General features: G+C 66.1%; 18 protein-coding genes and 1 pseudogene. 11 read left to right on the forward strand and 8 right to left on the reverse strand.

Features of this window, described 5'->3' with window-relative positions; all coding sequences use genetic code 11:
* Window positions 1-3: 3 nt before the first annotated feature.
* From OCX61_RS17785 to OCX61_RS17815, 7 genes and pseudogenes are all read right to left on the reverse strand, one after another.
* Window positions 4-1812, reverse strand: coding sequence for a dipeptide ABC transporter ATP-binding protein (locus OCX61_RS17785; protein WP_261940701.1), 1809 nt, complete (start codon window positions 1810-1812; stop codon window positions 4-6).
* A complete protein-coding gene (locus OCX61_RS17790; RefSeq protein ID WP_261940702.1) occupies window positions 1809-2636 on the reverse strand; it encodes an ABC transporter permease in 828 nt (275 codons plus the stop codon). Before OCX61_RS17790 ends, OCX61_RS17785 begins: the two co-directional genes overlap by 4 nt.
* Complete coding sequence (locus OCX61_RS17795) at window positions 2629-3705, reverse strand: ABC transporter permease (RefSeq protein ID WP_261940703.1); 1077 nt, start codon at window positions 3703-3705, stop codon at window positions 2629-2631. Before OCX61_RS17795 ends, OCX61_RS17790 begins: the two co-directional genes overlap by 8 nt.
* On the reverse strand, window positions 3698-5272 hold the full coding sequence (locus tag OCX61_RS17800; protein WP_261940704.1) for an ABC transporter substrate-binding protein: 1575 nt from the start codon (window positions 5270-5272) through the stop codon (window positions 3698-3700). Before OCX61_RS17800 ends, OCX61_RS17795 begins: the two co-directional genes overlap by 8 nt.
* 10 nt (window positions 5273-5282) lie before the next feature.
* On the reverse strand, window positions 5283-6470 hold the full coding sequence (locus OCX61_RS17805) for an LLM class flavin-dependent oxidoreductase (protein ID WP_261940705.1): 1188 nt from the start codon (window positions 6468-6470) through the stop codon (window positions 5283-5285).
* A gap of 51 nt (window positions 6471-6521) precedes the next feature.
* A complete protein-coding gene (locus tag OCX61_RS17810) occupies window positions 6522-7253 on the reverse strand; it encodes a class II aldolase/adducin family protein (protein WP_102683988.1) in 732 nt (243 codons plus the stop codon).
* 18 nt (window positions 7254-7271) lie between these two features.
* Window positions 7272-8332, reverse strand: a pseudogene (locus OCX61_RS17815) (ABC transporter substrate-binding protein).
* 378 nt (window positions 8333-8710) lie between these two features.
* Here OCX61_RS17815 and OCX61_RS17820 point away from each other — a divergent pair.
* From OCX61_RS17820 to OCX61_RS17870, 11 genes are all read left to right on the forward strand, one after another.
* A complete protein-coding gene (locus tag OCX61_RS17820; protein ID WP_261940706.1) occupies window positions 8711-9943 on the forward strand; it encodes an acyl-CoA dehydrogenase family protein in 1233 nt (410 codons plus the stop codon).
* Window positions 9944-10036: 93 nt separating this feature from the next.
* On the forward strand, window positions 10037-11812 hold the full coding sequence (locus OCX61_RS17825) for an ABC transporter ATP-binding protein (protein ID WP_261940707.1): 1776 nt from the start codon (window positions 10037-10039) through the stop codon (window positions 11810-11812).
* Window positions 11805-13655: an ABC transporter ATP-binding protein gene (locus tag OCX61_RS17830; RefSeq protein ID WP_261940708.1), complete on the forward strand. Its 1851-nt coding sequence runs from the start codon at window positions 11805-11807 to the stop codon at window positions 13653-13655. The genes OCX61_RS17825 and OCX61_RS17830 overlap by 8 nt, the downstream gene beginning before the upstream one ends.
* Before the next feature lie 213 nt (window positions 13656-13868).
* The gene (locus OCX61_RS17835) at window positions 13869-15017 is read left to right on the forward strand and encodes an LLM class flavin-dependent oxidoreductase (protein WP_261940709.1); all 1149 of its coding nucleotides are present in this window, start codon (window positions 13869-13871) and stop codon (window positions 15015-15017) included.
* Between the two features lie 19 nt (window positions 15018-15036).
* Entirely contained in the window at window positions 15037-16101 is a 1065-nt protein-coding gene (locus OCX61_RS17840; protein WP_261940710.1) for an ABC transporter substrate-binding protein, read from the forward strand.
* Complete coding sequence (locus OCX61_RS17845; protein ID WP_261940711.1) at window positions 16098-17156, forward strand: ABC transporter substrate-binding protein; 1059 nt, start codon at window positions 16098-16100, stop codon at window positions 17154-17156. Before OCX61_RS17840 ends, OCX61_RS17845 begins: the two co-directional genes overlap by 4 nt.
* A gap of 207 nt (window positions 17157-17363) precedes the next feature.
* Window positions 17364-19607, forward strand: a complete 2244-nt coding sequence (locus OCX61_RS17850; protein ID WP_261940712.1) for a TonB-dependent receptor — start codon at window positions 17364-17366, stop codon at window positions 19605-19607.
* Window positions 19608-19673: 66 nt separating this feature from the next.
* A complete protein-coding gene (locus OCX61_RS17855) occupies window positions 19674-22121 on the forward strand; it encodes a TonB-dependent receptor plug domain-containing protein (protein ID WP_261940713.1) in 2448 nt (815 codons plus the stop codon).
* Between the two features lie 198 nt (window positions 22122-22319).
* The gene (locus tag OCX61_RS17860) at window positions 22320-23072 is read left to right on the forward strand and encodes an ABC transporter permease (RefSeq protein ID WP_261940714.1); all 753 of its coding nucleotides are present in this window, start codon (window positions 22320-22322) and stop codon (window positions 23070-23072) included.
* A gap of 10 nt (window positions 23073-23082) precedes the next feature.
* Window positions 23083-23838 carry an ABC transporter permease gene (locus OCX61_RS17865; RefSeq protein WP_261940715.1) on the forward strand — a complete coding sequence of 252 codons (756 nt, stop codon included), beginning with the start codon at window positions 23083-23085 and terminating at the stop codon, window positions 23836-23838.
* 11 nt (window positions 23839-23849) lie between these two features.
* Window positions 23850-24635, forward strand: a complete 786-nt coding sequence (locus OCX61_RS17870) for an ABC transporter ATP-binding protein (protein WP_261940716.1) — start codon at window positions 23850-23852, stop codon at window positions 24633-24635.
* A gap of 6 nt (window positions 24636-24641) precedes the next feature.
* Here the strand turns inward: OCX61_RS17870 and OCX61_RS17875 are convergent, their stop codons facing one another.
* On the reverse strand, window positions 24642-25529 hold the full coding sequence (locus OCX61_RS17875; RefSeq protein WP_261940717.1) for a MerR family transcriptional regulator: 888 nt from the start codon (window positions 25527-25529) through the stop codon (window positions 24642-24644).
* Window position 25530: the final 1 nt, after the last annotated feature.

The following is a 25530-nucleotide window of genomic DNA, read 5'->3' on the forward strand; positions in this document are numbered from 1 at the left end:
GCTTCACCCATGTTCGCGGGTGAAGCCGCTGCCATCCCCACCCAGGCTCGGCGAATGCGCCAGCAATTCTTGCGTGTAGGCATCAGCCGGCCGATCCAGTACCTGCTCGGCACTGCCCTGCTCCACCACTCGCCCCTGACGCAGCACCAGTACCCGATCGGCAATCGCCCGCACCACTCCAAGGTCATGGGTGACGAACAACAAAGTCAGCCCCTCCCCCTGCAAACGCTGCAGCAAGGCCAGAATTGACGCCTGCACCGACACATCCAGCGCGGAAGTGATCTCATCACACACCAGCAATTTCGGCTCGCAGATCAGCGCCCGGGCAATCGCCACCCGCTGGCGTTCCCCACCCGACAAGCTATGCGGGAACAAGTCGGCCACGCGTGCCGGCAGCGACACCCGCTCCAGCACCGCCTCGACCCGACGGCGCGCTTCACTGCCCCGTACCCCGAAAAAGTGCGCCAACGGCGCGCTGAGGGTTTGCGCGATCGTCTGCCTGGGGTTCAAGGCCCGATAAGGGTTCTGGAATACATACTGGATCTGGTGACGCAACCGGGCATCACGTTGGCGCGCGGCAAATGCCAGAGGCTGGCCGGCGTAACGCATATGCCCCTGAACGTTCTCGCCCAGCCCGGCAATGGCCCTGGCCAGGCTGGTCTTGCCCGAGCCCGACTCACCCACCAGTGCCAGGCACTCCCCTTGCCCCACAGACAATGAGACATCGAACAGCACCTGGCGATCGTAAGCGACATCCAGCCCGCGAACCTCCAGCAACACCGCTTCGCTCGGTACCGATAGCGCCTCGACAGCCGCCAGCCCAAGGCGCCGCGGTTCCTGGTGCGGCAACAGGCAGGCGACCTGGTGCTTGCCACCCAGCGTCAGCAACGGCGGCTCGATCACCGAACACTCGGCACGACGCCTGTCGCAGCGTGGCGCAAACGCACAACCATGCGGGCGCTGCCCGGGTGCCGGCGCATGCCCGGCAATGGCCTGCAACGGGTGGCGACGAACAACGTCAGGGATGGCCGCGAGCAAGGCACGGGTGTAAGGGTGCGCGGGCATGCCAAACAGCGCCTCGCGCCCGGCCATCTCCACCAGCCGCCCGGCATACATCACCATGACCCGGTCGACCAGCTCACGCACCACCGCCAGGTCGTGGGTGACGTACAACGCCGCCACACCGTGTTCGCGGCACAGCCGCTTGAGGGTCTGCAACACATGGGCCTGGGTGGTAACGTCCAGTGCGGTGGTGGGCTCGTCGAGCACGATCAGCCTGGGCCGCAAGACAAACGCCAGCGCCAGCATTATCCGCTGTTGCTGCCCACCCGACAGTTGGTGCGGGAAACATCGCAGGAAGGCATCGTCAGCGGGCAGGCCCACCTCCACCAAGGTTTCGCCGATGCGCTGGCGCACCGCCTGACGCGACAGCCTGGGCTGGTGCGCCAACAGGGTTTCACGCAGCAAGGTCCCCAAACGCAACGCCGGGTTCAGCGCCGTGGCCGGGTCCTGGGCCACGTAGCCGACCAGGCCTCCGCGGGCCAGGCGCAAGGCCTCGCCTTGCAGTTCCAGCAGCGATTGCCCGGCCACCCTCACTTGCCCGCCGACAATTCGCGCGCCCTGTCGGGCATGGCGCAGCAAGGCCGTCGCCAAGGTGGTCTTGCCCGAACCGGACTCGCCCACCAGGCCCACGATCTCCCCCGCCGCCAGGCTGAAGGAAACCTCGGCCAGCACCTCCACCTGGCCGGCCAGTTCTACCCGCAGGTTACTGACCCGCAATACCTCGCCCGCACTATTCAGCGGCATGTTCATGGCTGTTTCTCCGCAACCCGTGCACTGGCCCGGCCAATGCCTTCGGCCAGGATGTTGGTGCCATAGGCAAACACCCCGATCAGCACCGCCGGTGCCAGCACGGCCCAGGGCTGCACCAGCAGGCCGGCCTGGTTTTCGTTGATCATCAGGCCCCAGTCGGCAGCCGGCGGCGCCACGCCGTAACCGAGGAAGCTCAGGCCCGAAAGCATGCCCACCGCCCAGGTCAGCATGTTGCCGAAGTGCACCAGCAGCGGCGTGAGGATGTTTGGCAGGATTTCCTGGAAGAGGATGCGCCAACGCGGGTAGCCCATCATCTGCGCGGCCTCGACAAACTCCTGCCCGGCCACGGCCACCGCGCTGCCACGGGCCAGGCGAACGACCCCAGGCGTGAAGGCAATGGCTACGGTCAGCACGATCAGCCACGGCGCCCGGCCGAGCATGGACACGATGAGCAACACCAGGATCAGGTCCGGAAACGCCAGCGACACATCGGCCGCCCAGCTGATCGCCTGGTCCAGGCGCCTGCGCGAAAACCCGGCCAACAGGCCCAGGCTGGTGCCGACCAGCAATGCCAGGGTGGCCGCAGCCACCGACATCCACAGCACCGACAGACCACCACTGAGCAACCGCGACAGCAGGTCATGGCCAAGAAAATCGTGCCCAAGCGGCGCCCCAGCGGCCGGCGCGCCATACACCGGCCCGACCATGGCCGTGGGCGCATGCGGCGCGAGCCAGGGGCCGATCGCTGCCAGCAGCGTTATCAGCAAGGTGATCACCGCGCCGCGGCGTACCTGCGCGTCGGCCAGCCAACGGCAATCAGTCATGGGTCGCCTCCTGGGCAGGGGTGCTGCGCGCACGGCGCCACCACGGGCGGATGCCACGCCGTACCCGGCGGATCATCCGCACCCGGCGCGCGGTGCGCAGCTTGGGAGTGAGCAATACCGTCAACAGGTCGGCGAGCAAATTGATCAGCACTACCGCCAGGGTGATGACCAGCACCACGCCCTGGATCATCGGCAGGTCACGCATCTGGATTGCCGCGTTGAGCGTGGTGCCGATGCCCGGGAAACTGAAGATCACTTCGGCCAGCAACGCACCACCGACCAGCGTACGCAAGGTCAGCGCCACCCCCTGGATCGCCGGTGTCAGGGCGTTGGGCAACGTGTGTCGCCAGACGATGCGCCGCTCGGGAATGCCGCGCAGGCGTGCGGCGATCACATAGTCGGATTCCAGCGCCTCGATCATCGAGGCCCGCACCATCCGCGTCAGGTACGGCAGGGCCGTCAGGCTCAGGGCCAGCACCGGCAGCACCAGCGACGGCCACTGTCGCCACAACGGCAGTTGCGGGTCGAGGATCGACACCGCCGGCAACCAGCCCATGCCCGGCATGGAGAACAACAGCACCAGGCCGATTGCCAACAGAAAACCCGGCGTGGCCTTGAGCAGGATCAACGCTGAAAGGCCCCAGCGGTCCACCCGGCTGTCGCGCCGCAATGCCAGGCTCACGCCCAGCAGCAAGGCCACCGGCACCACCAGCGCCAGCACCCCGGCCAGCAGCGCCAGGGTGTGGCCCAAGCGGGCAAACAACAGCTGCGCCACCGGCACCTGGGAGTCCAGCGAAATGCCGAGGTCACCGCGAAGCGCCGCGCCCAGCCAGCGCAGGTACTGCAACAGGATCGGCTGGTCGAGCCCCAGTTGCCGTTGCAGCGTGAGGATGCTTTGCAGCGGCGCATCCGGGCCAAGAATGACCCGCGCCGGGTCCGAGGGCAGTGCCTGGGTGGCAATGAACACCACCAGGCTGATCACCCAGGCGGTCAGCAGCCCGTAACCGAGGCGGCCGATGAACCAGGCCAGCCAGGCCGGCGTGCGGGGCGTTTGTCGTGTATCAGGCATTGGGGTTCAACCAGAGTTCGTCGAAGCGCCAGGATGCGAAGGTGGTCTGTTCCGGGGTGAGCCCGCCGACCTTGTCCGACGCGGCATCGAGCACGTCGCAAAAGCCCCAGACCAGCAAGCCGCCACGTTCGTGCTGGATGGCCTGGGCTTCGTGCACCAGGGCCTTGCGCAGGGCAAGGTCGGGCTGCGCCAAGGCCTGCTGGAACAGTTCGGTAAAGCGTGGGTCGTGGAAGTTGCTGCGGTTGTAGATGGCCTGCGGCGCATCGTTGTGCAGTGCTGAAGCAAGAAAGCCGCGCGCCGGGGTCGAGCTCGGCGACAACTGCCATTGCTCACGCTGCGGCCCGTTGAAGACTGCCCCGTCCACCTGATTGACCTTCACCTGCACCCCGGCCTTCAAAGCCTGCTGGGCAAACACCAGCGCGGCGTTGACGCCAGGTCCTGGTGTGGTGGTCAGTTCGACGCGCAAATCGTCCTGCCCCGCCTGACGCAACAGCGAACGGGCCTGGTCCAGGTCGTAGGGGCGCTGGGCAATGGCGTGGTTGTAGGTGGGGTCGTGGGGCGAATACAGGTCGTTGGCCACCCGGCCAAAACCATTCAGGCCACGCGCCACCAGCTCCTGGCGGTCGGCCAGCAGGCGAAACGCCTGGCGCACGCGCACATCCTGGAACGGCGCCTTGGCCAGGTTCAGGTTGAAACCGGTAAACGAGGTGGTTGGCGAGGCATACAAGCGCAGCCGTGGGTCAGCCTTGAGCAACGCACTGTGCTCGGCCTGCACACCGCTCGCCACATCGATCTGCCCGGCGCGCAAGGCTGCGGCGCGCGACACCTGGTCCTTGAATTCGATGATTTCCAGCTCGTCCGCATAGGGGCGGTCGGGCTTGTAGTAGTGCTCGAAACGGGTGTAGAGCGAGCGCTGGCCTGGTATGAAGCTTTTCAGCCGGTACGGCCCCGCGCCCACCGGGTTGGTCACCGGATGGTAGTCGGTGGGCACGATGCCGCCGAAGCTGATCAGCGTTTCGTCCAGCGGGTAGAAGCTCTGCCCCTGCTTGAAGCGGATCTCTATCGTGCGTTCGTCCAGCTTGCGCAGGGCCTGGCGGTCGATAGCGCCGACCAGCCCGGCGAATGGCGAGGCCAGTTGCGGGTCGGTCAGGCGCAGGATCGAGAACAACATGTCGTCGGCGGTGATGCTTTTGCCGTGGTGGAACTCCAGCCCCGGCTTGAGGCGGATGGTCCAGGCACTGGCATCGGCATTCGGCTCGGCGAACTCGGCCAGCGCCAGGCGCGTGCTGACATCGGCGTTCCATTCCCAGAACTTGGCGTACAGTGCCCAGCCACGGATGATGCCGCCGCCCACCGGCTTGTGGGCATCGAGGTTACCGGCCTGGTCGCCGTCGATAATGCCCACCCGCAAGCGCCCGCCACGCACCGGCGTACCCGGCAGCAGCGCCGTGGCGGCTGCCGGCGCGCCGCTGTCGCAGCCACTGAGCAGGCCGCCACCGAGCAGCAGGCCGCCACCGACGGCCAGGCTATTGCCGAGAAACACCCGGCGCGAAAACAGCTCGCTCATCACCCTCTCCTTACGCCGGTTGTGCCACGCCGGGTTTGCTGGCAGTACCCAGGCGCGGTACGTCGAAGCCATGGTCCAGGTCCAGCAACGGGAACAACAGGTCGGCCACCCGGTGGGCCTCGTCGATCAGCGGGAAGCCCGAGAGGATGAAGGCCGATGTGCCCTGGGCTTCGTATTCGCGGATGCGCTCGGCCACCTGCTCGGCACTGCCGACCAGGTAGGTGCCGGCCGCCGGGCCAAGTATGTTGAAACCGAACAGGCTGGGGCCCAGCCAGACGCTGGGGTAGATTTCCAGCTCACGGGCTGTGGGCAGGCGCCCGGCGCGGATGCTATCGAGGTTGCGCTGGATGCGCGGGTCGTCGCTGACGTAACTGTCGATGGTTTGCCCGGGAGGCAACTGGCGTTCGATGGCAGCCCTTGCAGTGGCCAGCGAAGTGCGCTGCAGCAAGCGCTCGGCATGGGCCCAGGCTTCTTCCTCGGTCTCGCGCACGATCACCTGCAGGCGGGTGCCGTAGGTCAGCTCGCGGCCGAGCTTGGCGGCTTCGGCCGCCACACGACGGAACTTGTCACCGAGCTTTTGCGGGGTATCGGCGAAACTCAGGTAGACATCCAGCAGCTGCACGGAATGGGCAACGCCCGGTGCCGAAGTGCCAGCGCCCCACAGCGGGATGCCAGGCTTCTGCTTCGGTGGGTGCCAGCCGCCCAGCGGGTGGGAGGCGGCCGCCGGAGAACGCGGTGAAAGCTTGACGTAGCGGCCGTCGTAGCCGGCAGTGTCGCCCGCGTAGAAGCGTTGGAAGGCGCGCCAGTATTCCAGGCTGAAATCGTAGCGTTCATCGTGCGGGTAATGCACGCCCAGGGTGGCCAGGCCAGCGTCGTTGCCGTTGACCACGTTGAACAGCAGGCGGCCGTTGGAGAACTGGTCGAAGGTGAGCGCCCATTTGGCCAACACGGCTGGCGACAGCTCGCCCGGGTGTTGGGCTACCAGGAAGCGCAGGCGCTTGGTCGCGTCGATCAGCGCTGCCGACACGGCCAGGCTTTCATTGGGGCTGGAACCGAGCAGCGAGCCGAAGAAGCCCAGGCGGTCAGCGGCGATGGCCAGTTGCTTGAGGTGCTCGAAGTCGGTGTGCCAGCGGCCTTCAGGCTCCCAGGGGTGCGGGCCGTCCGGCGTGGTGAGGTACCAGAGTATTTTTACTGCCATGGGGGTGAGTCCTTTTCTGCAAGGGGGGCGCGCAGCGCCCCAGCGTTCACATCAGCTACGCCGATCGATACCCGGCACCAGGCCCAGTTCGGTTGCCCGCTCATACAACCCGCTCATTTTCCATTGCTGGGTCAGCACCCCCGGTCCATATGGCCGCGACCCACCCAAGGCATCGGCCAACAGTTGAATCTGCGCGCCCTCCTCCAGCAACAGGATGAACTCCGCCGTGGCTCGCAGCCCCTGCTTGCCCCACACCGTGGCGCCGCCATTGGCTTCCAGGATTGCCAGGTTGAACGGGTTCTCGGCGATCTTGTCGAGGATGAAGTCCACCTCGGCCTGGCGCCGGTCGATGTACACCGGCAGCTCGCGGGCCAGCTGGTAGCGCTGCACCGGCACATAGTGGAACGGCAAGGTACGGTGGGTTTGCGCCCAGGCCCCCAGGTACGGGCTGTGCACGTGTGACACGGTGGTGATGTCGGCGTGGGTCTGGAATAGCTTGGTGTAGCGGCCCAGGCCACCTTTGCCCTTGCCGACGATGACGTTGCCGGAAAAGTCGGTCACCGTGGCCTGCAGCGGCTTGCGGTGGTTCCACGGGCCGCCGTAGTTGACCGCTACCAGCAGTTCTTCGCCGGGCACGCGTTCGATGAAACCGACCGTGCCATTGGCCGTGATGGTGTTGGTTTCGCGGAATACGCTGAAGGCCGCTTCGGCTTCGGCCACCACCTGGTCGATGAAGGCTTGCAGTTCGGCAGTGACGGGGCGTTCGTTGATCAGTACGGTCATGTTCAATCTCCAGTCAGGTCAGGCGCGGCGCTGGGCCAGCAGTTCATGGGCAGCTTGCAGGGGCCGCGGGTCGACCCAGTCGGCGATGGCGAAGTCGGCCTCGAGGAAGCCGTGCAGGTACAGGAAGTCCTTTTGCGTGCCAAGGAAGGCCAGGCGTTGCTCGGACAGGTCAGGCGCCAGGGTGGTGTGGAAGTCACCCCGGTAGGCCTGCGCCACGCCTTGGCTGCCGGCGCGGGTTTCTTCTTCGAGGATGCGGTTGAGCGCGTCGCGGTTGTTGGCAGCCAATCTGCGGCACGCAAGGTCTGGGCGAGGAAGCGCACCACCAGATCGAAGTGCTCGTCGAGCAGGCGCTGGTGCACGGTGATCGGTCGCGGCGTGCCGTTGTTGATGCGGTGGCGCGGGTCAGCCAGCAGGTCGAGGTCGACGCCGACCACCAGGCCCAGCCGACGTGCCGCATCTGCCGCTGCCGCGCCCTTCACGTACACCGCATCGACTTCACCACGTGCCAGGTACTCCAGCCCCGACCACAGCCGTTGCAGACCCAGCTGCGGGGTTGCAGCGTTGGCCTGGTCGAGCAGGGCCACTTCCACCAACTGCACATCACCCAGCTGCAGGCCAGCCGACGCCAGGGCGCCTTTGTAGCCGTGCAGGCTCATGGCCCGGGCGATGCTACCGGGGCGGCTGTCGCCCCAGGCCGGCAGAGCCAGGCGCTTGCCACGCAGGTCGGCGGCGCTGCGGATGCCGGAGTCCGGGCGGACCAGAATGGTTTGCCATTCTTCGATCCAGGTCAGGCCGATCAGCCGGCTGGGCGAGCCGGCAGCGCGCGCAGCCAACGCCGGTACGTTGCCGCCTTCGCGGAACAGCCCGGGCAGCTGGTGATCGTAGTGGTGGTGGCCCAGCTGGCGAGCCTCCTGCAAGGTCGAGACCGGCAGACCGTCGGCGGCGAATTCCTGCTCCAGCCAGCCGAGCTTGTAGGCGATACCTGAGGCGGTGGGCACGGGGCAGCGGGTGAACCAGATTCGCTCCAGGGCGGACGGGTCGTCTGTCAGGCGTTTTGCGGTGGGGGTTACGAGGGACATGGGGTGGCTCCTTGGGCGTCGTGGAAGCACCATTGCAGTGAGCGTGCCAACCGCTGGAGGCCTTGATTTACGTGGGGTCTGCCGTTTCTCATGGGCGCCGTTTGCTGGGCTGGGAGCAAGATTGCGGGAGGGGTGCTGCCAGATCAGCAAAGGCGCTGTTGCTGGAGCAGCAAGATGCCGTGGAAGCCTTGAAGGATGGGGCCTGAAGAGGGGGTGGCAAAGATATTGCTCAAGGGCTTGGGACCGCGGTGTGGCCATTCGCGGGTGAACCCGCTCCCACAGGGAACCGCGCAAGCTCCGGCATCGCGGTTCCCTGTGGGAGCGGGTTTACCCGCGAAGCAGGCGCACTGGCCCCTTCAGACAAACCGAGATTCCTCAATGAGCGCCATAGAACCCTCCCCCGCCCGCCGCCTGACTAGCGAAACCGAGGCCATCGAAGTCGCCCGCGAGGTTGCCGGGCAAATCGCCGAACTGGCCGCCGACCCGCGCAACAACGGCCAACTTCCCCGCCGCCAGGCCGAGCTGCTGTCCAGCAGCGGCCTGACCGCCATCGCGGTGCCCAGCCAGTTCGGCGGCCTCGGTGCCTCGGTGCAGACCGTGGTCGAAACCGTGCGCCTGGTGTCCACCGCCGATGGCGGCGTCGGCCAGTTGCTGCAGATTCACAACGTGATGCTGCGCGGTATCTTTACCGGCTACCCGGATGAAGTACGCGACCGGCTGATCGCCGATGTACTGGCCGGCAAGCGCTTCGGCAATGCCCTGGCCGAAGTCGGCGGCAAGAACAAGTTCGCCCTGAAGACCCGCGTCGAACGCAACGCCGATGGCCAGTGGGTGCTCAACGGCAGCAAGTTCTACTCCACAGGCTCATACCTGGCCGAGTGGATCTCGCTCACCGCCGCCAGCGAAGACGGCGGTGTTGGCGTGTTGCTGCACCGTGACACCCCCGGGCTGACCCTGGTCGATGACTGGCAAGCCTTCGGCCAGCAGAACTCGGTGAGCGGTACGGTGAATTTCGACAATATCGTGCTCGACGAGCGCTACCTGACCCGCCGCAGCGGGCTGATGAAGCGCACCGGCCTGACCTTCCCACAGATCCTTCACGCGGCCATCGACACCGGCATCGCCGCTGGCGCCTTGCAGGCAGCCGTGGAGTACCTGCGCGAGCATGCCCGCGCCTGGGTGGAGAGCGGCGTCGAGCGCGCCAGTGACGAGCCCCATGTGATCCGCCAGGTTGGTGAATATGCCGTGGCCCTGCGCGGTGCCGAGTCGGTGCTGCGCGAGGCCGCGCGGGTGTTTGACGATCACGAGCGCGACCCGGAAAACAAGGCCTTGCAGGATGAGCTGATTCTTTCGGTGGCCACTGCCCGTGCGCATTCCGATGCGGCGTCACTGAAGATTTCCAGCGACCTGTTCTCGCTGCTGGGCGCCAGCGCGTCGCTGAGCAAGTGGAACCTCGATCGCTTCTGGCGCAATGCGCGGGTACACACCACCCACGACCCGATCCGTTGGCGGCTGCACAACGTCGGCAACTACTACCTGAACGGGGCGGACCCTGGGGAGTACACGGCAGTGCTCAATGCCAAGGAAAACCAGGGCGCTACCCGCCGTTGAAACCAGGTTTGGGCGGGGGGTGCCTTGCGCCCCTGTCGCGACACAAGGCCGCTCCTGCAGGGGGGCGGCGTCGCATTCTGATCGAGCATTTACATGAACCACCCTCTACTTCGGGCCTTGGCCATTTATCGCGAAATGCCTTGGCGCTTCGCCCTGGTCACAGCCTTGTACATGGCCGGCAATCTCGGCCTGGCCTGGCAACAGTGGCTGATCGGCCACGCGGTCGACGATGTCAGCGCCGGTCGCGCCGTGGTGCGCCTGGCTGATGGCAGCCTGGACGCCAGCATCGCCTGGCACTGGTTGTGGCTGCTGCTGGCCATCGCCTTGGGCCGCGGCCTGCTGCAATACGCCGCCGCCGTGCTGTCGCTGGTGCTCAGCCAGGCCCTGCTCACGCGCCTGCGTGAACGCATCCTCAACCAGGTACAGCGCCTGCACCTTGGCTACCACTGGCGCCACGGCATGGGTGAACTGGTCACCCGCACCACCCGCGATGCCGACAAGGTGCGCGATGCATTGATCACCTTCTGGCGGCAGATCATCGAAACACCGCTGGTGGTGATCGCCGCCGTCGGCCTGTTGAGCTGGTACGACCCGCTGTTGGGCCTGGTGCCCTTGCTGCTGACCGGCGCCGGGCTGTGGCTGTTCGTGGTACAGACCGATCGCCTGGTAACCCTGGACCGTGCCGTGGGCGCCGCCTATGACCAGGTTAGCCAGGACCTGGCCGAAGGCATCGGCGGCGTGCGGGTGATCAAGGCTTTCGGCCTGGAAAGCCAGCGTATCGCCCGATTCGCCAGCCAGGTCGAGGTGTTCACCCATCACGCCCGCGCCGCCCTCGCCTACGCCAGTTCGCGCATTCCGCTGCCCCAGGCCGTGGTGGCGCTGGGACATGTGTGGATCCTGGTCTACGGCGCCCATCGCGTGGCGGCCGGTGCCCTGGGCATCGGTGAACTGGTCACCTCGCTGCTGGTGGCGACCACGCTGGTGTTCCGTATCGAAGGCATCGGCCGGGTGATGCAGACCTTCGCCGATGCCCGCGCCAGCGCCGAACGCATCTGGCAGTTGCTGGACGAACGCCCGGCCATCCTCGGTGGCCATGCCACGCTGCCTGCCGGGCCGCTGGGGCTGAAGCTGAACCAGGTGCAGGTCAGTGCCGCGCAGGCTGCTCGGCCTGTGTTGCAGGACTGCTCGCTGACCCTGCAACCCGGTGAGGTAGTGGCGCTGGTCGGCGCCACCGGTACCGGCAAGAGCCTGCTGGCCAGCCTGCTGCCGCGCCTTACCGACGTAGAGCACGGCAGCGTGCAGGTAGGCAGTGATGCCGGCGGTTGGCATGACGTGCGCAACCTGGACCTGGCTGACCTGCGCCGCCGCGTTCACGTACTGCCGCAGGAAAGCTTCCTGTTCTCCGACAGCCTGGCCGCCAACCTGCGCCTGGCCGCGCCGCAAGCCAGCAACGCCCAGTTGCGCGAAGCCTTGCGCCTGGCCGCTGCCGAGGATGTGCTGGCGCGCCTGCCCCACGGCCTGGATACGCCGCTGGGTGACCGTGGCGTTACCTTGTCTGGCGGCCAGCGCCAGCGCCTGTGCCTGGCCCGGGCGCTGCTTGGTGCGCCCGACATCCTTTGCCTGGACGACGCCACCAGCGCCCTGGATGCCTTGGGCGAACGCCAGGTGCTGCACAATATCCGCCACCTGCACAGTGCACACGGCCAAGGCCCGGCCTTGCTCCTGATCACCAGCCGCCTCTCCACCCTGCTGCAGGCCGACCGCGTTCTGATGCTGGAAAACGGCCGTATCAGCGCCAGCGGCAGCCATGCCGAACTGAGCGCGAACAATGCCCATTACCGCGATTTGCTGGGGGTCGACCATGACTGATGTGCAACACACGCCCGCCAGCGATATCGACATCGAGCAGCGTCTGGCCCGCCAGGCACTGGACCGGGGTATGTTCCACCGCCTGCTGCCGCTGTTGCGGCCCATTCGTGGGCAGATCCTGGCGGTGATCGGCATCGAGCTGCTGCTGGTGTTTACCGTGTTCCTGCGCCCGTGGTTCGTGCGCGAACTGCTGGACAAGGGCCTGGTACACAGTGCCGACCATTGGCTGCTCGATGAACGCCTGGTGCTGTGGCTGGGCCTTGGCCTGGCGGCGAGCTGGCTGGGGCGCTTTCTGCTGGCCGGGGTATCGCAGTTCATTGCCGGGCGCGCGGCGATCGGCGTGCTCAACAACCTGCGGGTCAAGGTGTTCGCCCATGTGCAGGCGTTGTCGGTGAACTACTTCGACCAGACCCGTGCCGGACGAATCATTTCCCGCGTTGACCGTGATGTCGATGCGTTGGAGCCACTGCTGGTACAAGGCCCACCAGAACTCCTGGGCGCCCTGCTGCGCTGCGGGTTGGCTGCGGTGATGCTGTGGCGCATAGAGCCCAGTTTCTTCTACAGCCTGGCCGCCACTGTACCGTTGCTGGCCGTGGCCACCTGGCGCTTCAAGCGGGTGTCGCAGCGCAACTGGGCCAAGGTGGCGGAGCAACGCAGCCGCTTCACCGCACATCTGGTGGAAAGCGTAAGCGGGGTACGGCTGATCCAGCAATGCGGGCAAGCGCAGATCAACCAGGCCCGCTACCGGAGGCTGCTGGAAGACTTCAACCAGGCGCTGATCCGCGGCAGCCTGCGCGCTGGCTGGTTCGCCCCGTTCACCGCGTTGCTCAGCACCGCCGGCATGGCCGTGCTGTTGCTGGTCGGCGCCCACGGCCTGGCCGGGGGCAAGGTCAGCGTTGGCCAAGTGGCAGAGAGCCTGTTCTACGTGTTTCTGTTCCTCGGCCCGCTGCAGGAGTTGTCGGACCTGTTCGAGCGCTATGCCACCGGCAGTGCCTCGGCCCAGCGCATCTTCCTGTTGCTCGACACACGCCCGCAGGTACTCGACCCACCTGCGCCACGAGCGCTGGCCAGGGCACACGGCCAGGTGGACTTCGAAAAGGTCGGTTTTGCCTATCTGCCAAACAGCCCACGGCCAGTGATTGACCGGCTCGACCTGCATATTCGTGCGGGTGAAGTGATAGCCATCGTCGGCCCCTCGGGGCATGGCAAAAGCACCTTGGTACAGCTGCTGACGCGCTTCTACGAAGTGCAGGACGGCGCCGTGAAGCTGGATGGCATCGACCTGCGTGCCCTGGCCCAGCATGACGTGCGGCGCAACGTGGGCGTGGTGCTGCAGGACAACGTGCTGTTCAGCGGCAGCATCCTCGACAACCTGCGCCTGGCCTCGCCAGCTGCCAGCGATGCGCAACTGATTGCCGCGGCCCGCGAGCTGGGTGCCGACGAAGTGCTGGAGCGCCTGCCGCAGCGCTACCACACCGAAGTCGGCCCGCTGGGCGCGCACCTGAGCCATGGCCAGCGCCAGTTGGTGTGCCTGGTGCGGGCGTACCTCGCCGACCCGGCGGTGCTGGTGCTCGACGAAGCCACCTCGGCGGTGGACGTGCACACCGAACGGCGCATCCAGCGTGCCCTGCGCCGGCTCTGCCAGGGGCGCACGGCGATCATCATTGCCCACCGGTTGGCGACTATTCGTGATGCTGACCGGATTGCAGTGGTCCGGCATGGGAAGGTGGTGGAGCAAGGGCCGCATGCTGAACTGATCGGCCGTGGTGGGGCTTATACGGCGCTGTACGACGCGTATTTGCGCAGTGCTGGAGAGGTTGCAACCGAAGAAATCGAGGTCTGACTTGCCGGCCTCTTCGCGGCGTCGAACCGCCGCGAAGAGGCCGGACCTGTTCATGCTGCTGTCCCAGCATCCACTGCTGCCTGATTGCTGCTACAGCAGCACATATCCCTCAGCCCACCCCCGCAAGCCCCCGCCCCACAGGCCTCAGCCATCCATGGCACAGCCGTTGCACCACCTCCCCCACTCGCACACCCTGCCTCTTCAGGAGTCCCCATGACCACCGAATTCTTCTGGCGCCTGCCCTTGGGTACCGACGGCCCGCAGCTGTCCACCGACCGCCACAACCGTGGCAACCCTGTACACCGCGCCGGCAACATCGCCCCCGGCCGCCTGCCCGATGGCCAGGCCGACGGCTTCACCTACATCGACTACATCGCCCAGGTGGCCAAGGCCGCCGAGCTGGCCGGCTTCGAGGGCGCGCTGCTGCCCACCGGCCCGGAGCCGTGGATTGCCGCCGCCGCGCTGGCCCGCGAAACCCGGCGCATCCGCTTCCTGATCGCTTTCCAGGCCACCTGGACCCTGCCCGCCTATGCCGCCCAGCAGGCGGCAATCCTGCAGAACCTCAGCGGTGGCCGGCTGGACTGGAACATCATCACTGGCGGTAACCCGGCCAGCCAACGCGCCAATGGCGATTTCCTGGAACATGACCTGCGCTACAAGCGCACCGGCGAATTCCTCGACGTGATCCAGGGCCTGTGGGCGCAGGACAAGTTCTCCTACGATGGCGACATCTACCGCCTGGAGAACGGCAGCCTGCCGCCAGGCCTGCAGCACGAACGCAAACCGGGCGTGTACTTCTCCGGATTTTCCGATGCCGCGCTGGAGGTGGCCGCGCGCCATGCCGACGTATACCTGAACTGGGCCGAGCCGATCGACAAGCTCAAGCCGCATATCGAGCGGGTGCGCGAACTGGCCGACAAGCAAGGCCGCACGGTGCGCTTCGGCCTGCGCGTCGACCTGTTCGCCCGCGAAACCGAAGAACAGGCCTGGCGCGAGCTGCGCCAGCAGTTCGAGCGCCTGGAAGGCAAAGCCAGCGCCAGCGCCAAGGGCTTCGTGACCGGTTCGGACTCTGTGGGCGGCGCACGGCAGGCGGCCTATCACCAAGGCTTGCAGGGCTTCGACGAACTGATCCTGGCGCGCAACCTGTGGGCCGGCTTTGCCAAGGCCAAGCCAGGCCCTACCGTGGGCCTGGTGGGCAGCCACCAGCACATCGCCGAACGCCTGGCCGAATACCGCGATGCCGGTTTCAGCACCTTCATCCTCGCCGCCAACCCGCACCTGGAAGAGGCCCTGCGCATCGGCCAGGAAGTGCTGCCGCTGGTGCAACAGGCGACCACTTCCCCTTTGCAGGCCAGCGCCTGATCCCGACCGGAGCCCGAACATGAGCCAACCCCTCGATACCCTGTGGTACACCCGCTGTCCGGTGCCCACCGGCCTGGGCATTGCCGTGCAGCAAGGCTGGCTGCAAGACGACCTGGCCAGCCTCGGCACCCAGGTGCAATCGCTGCGCGAAGCCGACCAGCAGGCGGTGCGCGAATCGCACTTCGACCACAGCCTGCTCAACTCGGTACGCCATGGCGGCAGCATCCCGGCCATCTGGGCCCGCGCCCAGGGCCGCGAAACCCGCGTGATCGGCCTGTCGTGGGCCGATGAGGCGCAGTTGATCCTGACCCGGCCGGACAGCGGCATCCACAGCGTGAAAGACCTCAAGGGCCGGCGCTTCGGCCTGCCTGACTGGGCCGCCGCGCAGATCGACTTCACCCGTGCCCAGGCCCTGCGCGGGCTGGAAAACGCCTTGAAGCTCGAAGGGCTGCAAGTGGGCGACGTGGCGCTGGTCAACTACCGATACGACGGTACCTTCAGCGACCGCCCAGTACGCAACGTGGCCGGCACACCGGTGTCCAGCACCCAGAGCGAAGGCCGCAACCTGGAGCTGGCTGGCCTGCTGCGCGGCGAAGTGGACGCCATCTTCCTCAAGGGTGCCAGCGCCGTGCAACTGGCCCACGCCTTTGCCCTGCACACGGTGATCGATACCGGCAGCCACCCCGACCCACTGATCCGCAGCAACAACGGCACACCACGCACCCTGGCGGTGGACAGCCACCTGCTGGCGCAGCACCCACAGGTGGTACGCACCCTGCTCGGTTCGGTGCTGCGCGCCGAGCGCTGGGCGCACCAGCACCCGGATGAAACCCGCCGCTACCTGGCGCGGGAAACCAACAGCAGCGAGTACTGGGTGCAAGTGGCCTATGGCAATGACGCCCACCTGCGCCTGAGCACCCGCCTGGACGAGCAGGCCATCGTGGCCTTGCAGGATTTTGTCGAGTTCCTCGAACGCTGGCGCTTCATTCCGGCGCGCTTCGAGGTGCGCGACTGGATCGCCCGCCAACCCCTGGACCAGCTGCTGGCCCCCACCCCCATGGACAGGAAACCCGTTACCCCATGACCAAGCCCCTGGAAACCCTCTGGTACACCCACAGCCCGGTGCCCACCGGCCTCGGCATTGCCGTGCAGTCGGGGCGCCTGGCCGAGGCCTTTGCGCCATTCGGCACCAATATCCAGTCGCTGCGCGAGTCCAGCGAACGCGAGGTGCGCGAGGCCCACTACGACCACCACCTGCAGAACTCGGTGCGCCACGGCGGCAACATCCCGGCGATCTGGGCCTACGCCAGCGGCGTCGAGACCCGCGTGCTGGGGCTGTCGTGGAGCGATGAGGTGCAGTTGATCCTCACCACCGAAGAAAGTGGTGTACGCAGTATCCGCGACTTGAAGAACCGCCGCTTCGGCTTGCCCAAGTGGGCCAATGTGCAGATCGACTTCACCCGTGCCCAGGCCCTGCGCGGGCTGGAAAACGCCCTGAAGCTCGAGGGCCTGGCGGTGGCCGATGTGGAGCTGGTCGACTACCCCTACGGCGGCACCTACAGCGACGATGCCAAGCAGCACCTGTATGGCGCCGAAGTGAGCCTGGACACCAGCCGCTTCAGCCGCCGCAACAATGAGCTGATCGGCCTGCTGCGTGGCGACATCGACGCCATCTTCCTCAAGGGCGCCCATGCGGTACACCTGGCCCATGAGTTCGGCCTGCGCGTGGTGGTGGACACCGGCAGCCACCCCGACCCACTGATCCGCAGCAACAACGGCACGCCGCGCACGCTGACCGTCGACCGGCACTTGCTGGAGAACCACTTCGAGGCCAGCCGCACGCTGGTCGACACGGTACTGCGCACCGAGCAATGGGCCTGGGCCAACCCCGAAGAGACTCGGCGCTTTCTGGCGCGTGAGCTCAACACCAGCGAGTACTGGGTAGCGGCGGCGTATGGCGACGATGCGCACCGGCGGTTGCGCACGACGCTGGACAGCCGCTCGATCGAGGCGCTGCAGGACTTTACCGAATTCCTGTTCAGGTGGGGGTTCATACCTCGGCGCTTTGATGTGCGGGAGTGGATTGATTTTCGCGTGCTGGAGAATGTGATCGGCTCGACCTCGCGCTTGGCCGTTTAAGATGTTGGGGCTGCTGAGCAGCAGCCCCAGCCATTTCTGCCACCCCATTGCTGCCCCAGCAGCACCCGCCCAGCACCCCACTGCTGCCCAACCTGCAAGACTGTCCAAGCTCAGGCATTAAATCCATACAAATCAATTAGTTAGCAATGTGGCACAGTCCCTGCTCTAGCCCTCCCCAACAACGCTTTACATACGGGGAGATCCACCATGCACCAACGTCATCCACTCGCTCGCCAGATCAGCCTTGCGCTGCTGCTGGCCGGCACCGGCACCCAGGCCATCGCCGCCAACGAAGACAACAAGAACGAACCGGCCCTGGAAACCGTCACCGTCACCGCCCAGCACCGCGAACAAACCTTGCAGGAAGTCCCGGTCGCCGTGTCGGCCATCAAGGGCACCAGCATCACCGCCGACGGGGTGCGCGCGATGGGCGACATCACCACCTTCGTGCCCAACGCCTCGGCCAAGAACCCCGACGGCGACGGTCGCCCGCGCTGGTACATCCGCGGCCTGGGCACCGGCGACACCGGCGCGGCGACGGTCTACCCGGTGGGCATCTACGCCGATGACGTGTACCTCAACGCGCCCATCGCCGGTGGTGGGCCGCTGTTCGACCTGGAACGCATCGAAATCCTGCGTGGCCCGCAAGGCACCCTGTATGGCAAGAACACCACGGCCGGCGCGGTCAACGTGATCTCGAAAAAGCCGACCTTCGACACCGACGGCTACGGCACGGTCGGCTTCGGTACCAAGAACGAGCGCATCGTCACCGGTGCCATCGGTGGTGCGCTGGTGGATGAAAAACTGGCTGGGCGGGTAGCGCTGTACTCCGAGGAGCGCGACGGTTTCCAGAACAACGACTTCGATGGCAACACCTACGGCGACGTGAACAAGAAGGCCATCCGCCTGCAGTTCCTGGCCCAGCTCAACCCTGACCTGGACGCCCTGCTCAAGCTGCACAGCCGCCAGTTCAAGGGCGACGGCAGCAACGGCTCGCTGCCGGTGGGCCGCTACTACAACGTCGGCTACGAACGCCCGCACGGGCGCGACATCTCGTTGAACGTCAATGAAGACTATCGCCTGGACCACGACGGCGCCTCGCTGACCTTCAACTGGTACCTGGGCGACTACACCTTGACCTCGATCAGCGCCTACGACTACATCCGCAACCGCTCGACCAGCGATGCCGACTACACCCCCTACGAGGTCAACGGCGCGGCCATCACCGACAACAGCTACCGCCAGTGGTCGCAGGAGCTGCGCCTGGCCTCGCCGGAAGACCGCCCTCTGCACTGGCTGGTGGGCACCCACTACTTCCATGAAGACCTGGACAGCTCTGCGCAGCGTATCGTCACGCCGGGACCGACCCCCAACGGTACCGGCTCGAACCAGGTGGGCACCACCGCGCTCCGCGACCTGGGCTACGATCACCGCACCGACAGCTACGCCCTGTTCGGCAACCTGACCTACGACTTCACCGATGACTTCAGCGTCACCGGCGGCCTGCGCTGGACACAGGAGAAAAAGGACATCGACCTGGACCTGGTGCAGCTGACCCGTGCCACGGCCAGTGGCCCGCTGATCCCATTGGCCGGAGCAGGCACCAACGGCAACCGCCAGGAAGACAAGACCTGGGAAGCCTGGACTTACGACCTGACGCCTGAATACCGCATCAACGACAACCTGCGGGTGTTCTTCCGCTACGCCCACGGCTTCCGCTCGGGCGGCTTCAACACCGGGCTGTCGACCAGCCTGGCGCAGTTGACCACGGTCGACCCGGAAAAGCTGGACGCCTACGAGCTGGGGCTGAAGTCGGAGTGGTTCGACCGCCGCCTGACGGTCAACGCGAACATCTTCTACTACGACTACTCCGACATCCAGGTGAACCTGCTGACGGTGAACAATGGCGTGCTCACCACCGCACTGACCAACGGCGCCAAGGGCAAGGTCAAGGGCGCGGAACTTGAAATCGAGGGCCAACCGACCGAACGCCTGCACCTGCGCGCAGCGGTATCGTTCCTGGACACCGAATACACCGACTTCAAGAACACCAACCCCACCACCGGCGCAGTGACCGGCGACTACAGCGGCAACAGCTTCGTGCGTTCGCCGCGCAACGTGGTGTCGCTGGGTGCGGACTACACCATCCCGCTGGAAGTGGGCGGCAAGCTGGTGGCCGGCGGCGACGTGAGCTTCCGTGACAAAGAGTACTTCCTGGCCGACCGTCAGAGCAGCGTCGATTCCACCCTCAGCCAACCCCACTACACCCTGGCCAACGCCCGCCTGAGCTGGTTCAGCCATGACGACAAGCTGAGCGTGACAGGCTTCGTCAACAACCTCACCGACCGCCGCTACCAGGTGCACGGCCGGCCCAACGGCACCGCCGGGCAGTACGTGATCACCTACGGCGACCCGCGCACCGTCGGGCTCAGCGTTACCAGCCGGTTCTGATTATCAAGCCATTGGGGCTGCTGTGCAGCAGCCCCAAAGCATCACGCTGCATAAAAGGAATACTCCATGCCCCATCCCACCGCCTTGGCCAGCGCCATCGCCCTGGCCATCGCCGGCCTTGCCGTGCCCGCATTCGCCGCCGAACCCAACGACCGCCTCGACACCGTTGTCGTGGTCGGCACCCATCGCAGCGACGTCACCGCCCTGCAAAGCGCCGCCCCGGTCGATGTGCTGAGCGGCGAAAAACTCCAGCAAACCGGTGCCAGCGACCTGTCCGCCGCGCTTACCGCGCTGTCGCCCTCCTTCAGCTTCCCACAGTCGCCGCAAGGTGCGTTTGCCGGCTCCATCGCCCAAGGCGCCTCGCTGCGCGGCCTGGCTTCGGACCAGGTACTGGTGCTGGTCAACGGCAAGCGCCGCCATACCAGCGCCAACGTCACCCGCCAGGGCCTGGTCAACGCCCGGGGCGCAGCAGCAGTGGACCTCAGCCTGATCCCGCTGTCGGCCATCGAACGGGTGGAAATCCTGCGCGACGGCGCCGCCGCCCAGTACGGCTCGGATGCCATCGCCGGGGTGATCAACATCGTGCTCAAGGAGCGCGACGAAGGCGGCAACGCCGGCTACCGCTTCGGGGGCTACAAGAAAGGCGACGGCCTGCAGCGCAAGTTCAGCGGCTGGAAGGGTTTTGCCCTGCCCAACGACGGCTTCCTGACCCTGGCCTTCGACGCCGGCAGCCAGGACCCCGCCAGCGATACCCGTGACGACAACCGCCTCTTCTACCCCGGCTCCACCAGCATCAACACACCGCGCGAGCAGAACAACCGCTACCGCAACTGGCGCTGGGGCTCGGGCAATGTCTCGGACCAGTACAACTTCACCGCCAACGCCGAAATGGGCTTGAGCGAGGGCCTGAGCGCCTATGGTTTCGCGACCTACGCCCACAAGAACACCGACGCCGAAAACTTCTTCGACCCACCCACCACCCTGCGCAGCAACTATGGCAGCGTAGCCCTGGCGCGCTACCAGGACGGCCGTCTGCCAGTCACCCGCTACGGCCTGGAAGACTATGCCGTCACCGGTGGCCTGCGCTTTGAAAACGACACTCTGGGCAACTTCGACCTGGCACTGAACTACGGTAACAACCGCGTCGACTCCACCGACCGCAACGCCATCAACCCCAGTTGGGGCACCATCAGCCCGTCGACCATCTATACCGGCCGCCGCGAAGCAGACCAGACCAACCTGACCCTGGACTGGACCCGCGACTTCGCCAACGAGTGGCTGTTCAAGCCATTGACCGTGTCCGCCGGGCTGGCCTGGCGCCAGGAAAACTACGACCTCAGCGAGGGCGACGCTGCCGGCTGGTCCAACGGGCCGCTGTTCAACACCATCGACCCCATTACGGGCCGACGCATTCCTGGTTACTACTCGGGGATCACCCAGGTCGATGCGGTGTCGCTGGACCGCCGCGTGATCGGTGCCTACTTCGATGTCGAAGCCCAGCTGACCGAGAAATTCCAGGCCGGCGTGGCGGTGCGCAGCGAGCATTACTCGGACTTTGGCGACACCACCAACGGCAAGCTGTCGCTGCGTTACGACTTCACCCCGCAAATTGCCGCACGGGCCAGCGCCAGCACCGGCTACCGCGCGCCCTCGCTGGTGCAGAGCGGGTTGTCGTCATTCAGCGTGCAGGTGGTGGAACAGCCACCGGGCAGTGGCAACTGGGTCGAGGTGCAGCAGCGCACCCTGCGCGCCGACAGCCCAGAGGCAGCCTTGCTCGGCGGCAAGGCGCTGAAACCGGAAGAGTCGACCAACTTCTCCGTGGGCCTGGTCTGGCAGCCACTGCCCAACGCCTCGGTCACACTCGACGCCTACCGCATCGACATCGACAACCGCATCACCCTGTCCGACCAGTTGCCCGCATCGGTGGTCGGCCCGATCTTCGCCGGCACGCCCTACGCCAACATCCAGAGCGCGGCGTTCTACACCAACATCGCCGACACCCGCACCGACGGCTTCGAGCTGGCCGGCCATTACCAGCTGGACGTGGGCCGCTGGGGGCGCGTGGACTTCAATGGCGGCTATGCGCGCAACAACACCCGCATCACCGGCCTGGACGACGTGGGCAACATCCCCGGCAACCAGATCATCGGCCGCAACACCCAGGGCCTGATCGAAGACGGCACGCCCAAGGACAAGCTGACCCTCAGCGCCAACTGGCTGTATGACGGCTGGAGCGTCACCGTGGCCCAGCGCCGTTATGGCGAGTGGCAGAACCGCAACGCCGCCAACCCCGCCCTGGACCAGACCTTCAGCCCGCAGTGGGTTACCGACCTGGACGTGTCGTACCACTTCGACCTGGGCCTGACCTTGTCGGCGGGCGCGATCAACCTGTTCGACAGCCACCCGGACAAGCTCAAGGGCGCGCAGCTGTATGGCGTGCCGAAATACTCCATTACCAGCCCGGAGGGGGCGCAGGGGGCGTTCTACTACACCAGTGTGAGTTACGATTTCTGATCTGAAAACGAGTGGGCGGCTTCTCGGGCAAACCCGCGAAGCCGCCAACACCGACACTGCTGACCGACTGCTGCTGCAGCAACACCCCGCTGCTTCCCCAGCACCACCCGCCTCCCTGCAGCCCTGTAATCCAGGGCCTGCGCCGCCTGGCACAGCTCTTGCGATAAGCCGTTACCCTCTGCTCTTCCAAGGCCAGCCATGCGCGTGCTCTCGTCCCTTACCTGGTTCATCTCACCCCTGGCCCTGCTCACCCTCTGGGCCGTGGTGGCCAATGCCGGACTGTTTCCGGCCAACCTGCTGATCCCGCCGCTGGAAGTGTGGCGCAGCCTCACCGACCTGCTGGCCAGCGGCGAGCTGCAGGAGCACCTGGCCGGCAGCCTGTCGCGGCTGGCCCTGGGCTTTAGCAGTGGCGCACTGGCCGGCCTGGCCTTTGGCGCGGCACTGGCCCTGTCGAAAACCGTGGAGGCTTACTGCGCGCCGCTGTTCCATACCCTGCGCCAGGTGCCGAGCATTGCGCTGATCCCGATGTTCGTGCTGCTGTTCGGCGTCGACGAAACCTTCAAGGTGGTGATCGTCGCCAAGACCGCGTTCTTCCCGGTGGCGCTGGCCACCTGCGAAGGCATCCGCGCGATCCCGCGCAGTCATTTCGAAGTGGCAGCGGTGTACCGCCTGCGCTGGCCCACCCTGGTAGGCCGGATTGCCCTGCCCGCCGCGGTCCCGGCCATTGTCACCGGTATCCGCGTGGCCCTCACCCGTGCCTGGGTGGTGCTGGTGGCCTGCGAACTGCTGGCGGCCGACAGCGGCCTGGGGCAGATGATCGAGATGGGCCGGCAGATGCTGCGCATCGATGTAGTGATGGTCGGCGTGGTGCTGACCGGGCTGATCGGTTTCTGCCTGGATTTCACCCTGCGCCGTGTGGAGCGGCGCCTGTCTGCCTGGCAAAGCCGCTGAGGAGGATGCGATGAAACTGCAGAATGTGCGTAGCCTGGTGTTACCGCTGTTGCTGCTCGGTGCCTGGGAATACGCCTCGCGCCAGGGCGCGACTGGCGCCTATGCCTTCGTACCGCTGGCGCAGGTAGGTAGCGCACTGGCCGAACTGCTGGCCAGCGGCGAGTTGCTGGTCAACCTGTGGGCGAGCCTGTTGCGCACCTGCAGCGGCCTCGCCATCGGCATCGTCGGCGGTGTCGGCCTGGGGGCGCTGATGGCCCTGTCCGTACCGGCCAACCGCCTGATCGCGCCGCTGTTCCATGCCATGCGCCAGGTGCCGATGCTGGGCTGGATCCCGTTGATTGCCCTGTGGCTGGGTAACGGTGAAGGCGCCAAGCTGCTGATCGTCAGCCTGGCGGCGTTGTACCCGATGGTGCTGAACACCTTTGAAAGCCTGCGCCAGGTCGCCGGCCCGCACCGTGAAGCCGCGCGAGTATTGATGCTCAGCCGTTGGCAGCAACTGTGGCTGATCCTGCTGCCGGCGGCGTTGCCAGGCATTGCCGCCGGCGTCTTGCAAGCGCTGGCCTTTGCCTGGGTAACCTCGGTAGGCAGCGAGTTGTTCCTGTCCGCCGGGGCTGGCCTTGGCAGCCTGATGATGAACGCCGAGGCCGCGGCGCGCATGGAGATCATCGTGGTCTGCGTGCTGTGTATCGGCCTGTGCGGCTACCTGATGTCCTGGCTGTGTTCCTTGCTTACCCGCCGCCTGCTGCGCTGGCAGCCCACCCGTTGAAAGGCCCTATCATGAACGCTATCGCCCATGCCTTACCCACCAGCGCCAGCCCTGGCGCCCTGACCATCCGCGGCCTGAGCAAGACCTACCCGCTCAAGGGCAAGCCGGTGCCGGTACTCGAAGGCATCGACCTGGACATTCGCCCCGGCGAGTTCGTCAGCATTCTCGGCGCCAGCGGCTGCGGCAAGTCGACCTTGCTGCGGCTGATCGTCGGCCTTGACCAGGATTACCAGGGGCAGATCCTGCTGGACCAGCAGGCGCTGCGCGGGCCGGGCCTTGAGCGCGGCATCGTGTTCCAGGACCACCGCCTGTTCCCGTGGATGACCCTGCAGCAGAACATTGCCCTGGCCTTGAAGAACCATAGGTTGCCAACAGCTGAAAAGAACCGGCTGGTGGCCGAGCATATCGAACTGGTGGGCCTGGGCGGTTACGAGCAGGCCTATCCGCACCAGCTGTCTGGCGGCATGGCCCAGCGCGCGGCAATTGCCCGGGCACTGGTGAACAAGCCCAAGGTGCTGTTGCTGGACGAACCGCTCGGCGCGCTGGATGCCTTGACCCGGGTGCGTTTGCAGCAGGAGCTGCAACGCATCTGGGTACAGGAGCGCTGCACCGTGATCATGGTGACCCATGACATCGAAGAGGCGCTCTACCTGGGTGACCGGGTGATCGTGATGGATGCGCAGCCTGGCAGGATAAAGGAAGACATCAGCATCTCCCTGCCCCATCCACGCCGACGAGACAGCGCACGCCTGCACGAGCTCAAACAGCGTCTGGTGCAAGAACTGGCCGGAACCTGACTTGGGTCAAAGGTCAAGCGCACCACGGTGCAAGGCGTTCAGCATGCGCGCGGCGTCAGCGCCGCCCTCGTCCAGCAGGAACAGCGCGGTGCCACTCAAGGCGGGTTGTGAATCGGCCAGCCCGTCGCCTATCAAGGCCAACGGACACACGATCGCCATCTGCAACGCACGCAAGCGCCTGATCAAGGTGGGGCTTACCGGCGCCTGAACTTTTATCACCAGCGCCGCAGGCTGCATGGCCGCACACACCATCGGGAGCTCTTCCAGCGGCTGCCCGCAACCGAGCACTTCGATACGCTGTTGCTCGCTGCTCAACAGAAGCCCTGTGCACAACACCTTGAGTTCGGCCTGGCCCTCGGCAGCGGCAAGCAACACCCGCGGCGCGTCGACCTGGTTCATCTGCAGACGCAGCAGCAAGCGGGCGCGCAAGAACGTGTCGAGAAACAACCACTGGCTACGCTGACCTGGCGCCGCCCCTGAAGCCAAGTCATGCCACACCGGCATCAGCACGTCTCGCAGCACGGTGGCCTTGGGAAAGAGTGTGAACAACTGACCATGGATGCCTTCCAGTGCCTGAACATCGAATGCCTTGGATGCGGATTCCACGGCGGCGCGCCATTGGTCAAAGGCAGAACGCTGCTGGGCAGACACCTCAGGCTGGCCTGCGAGCCTGTCGCCGACTTTGCTGATCGGCACGCCGTTGCCGGTCCAATGCAAGATGTCGCGTATGCGCTGGACATCTCGCGCCGTATACAGGCGATGGCCGCCCTCGGTGCGCTGCGGGCTGAGCAATCCATGGCGCCGCTCCCAGGCACGCAAGGTCACCGGGTTGACGCCGGTCAAGCTGACCACATCGCGCATGGGTAGCAAATCGGGTGGGGTGGCGTCAGTCATC

This window comes from Pseudomonas sp. LRP2-20, from assembly GCF_024349685.1.
Lineage (GTDB): Bacteria > Pseudomonadota > Gammaproteobacteria > Pseudomonadales > Pseudomonadaceae > Aquipseudomonas.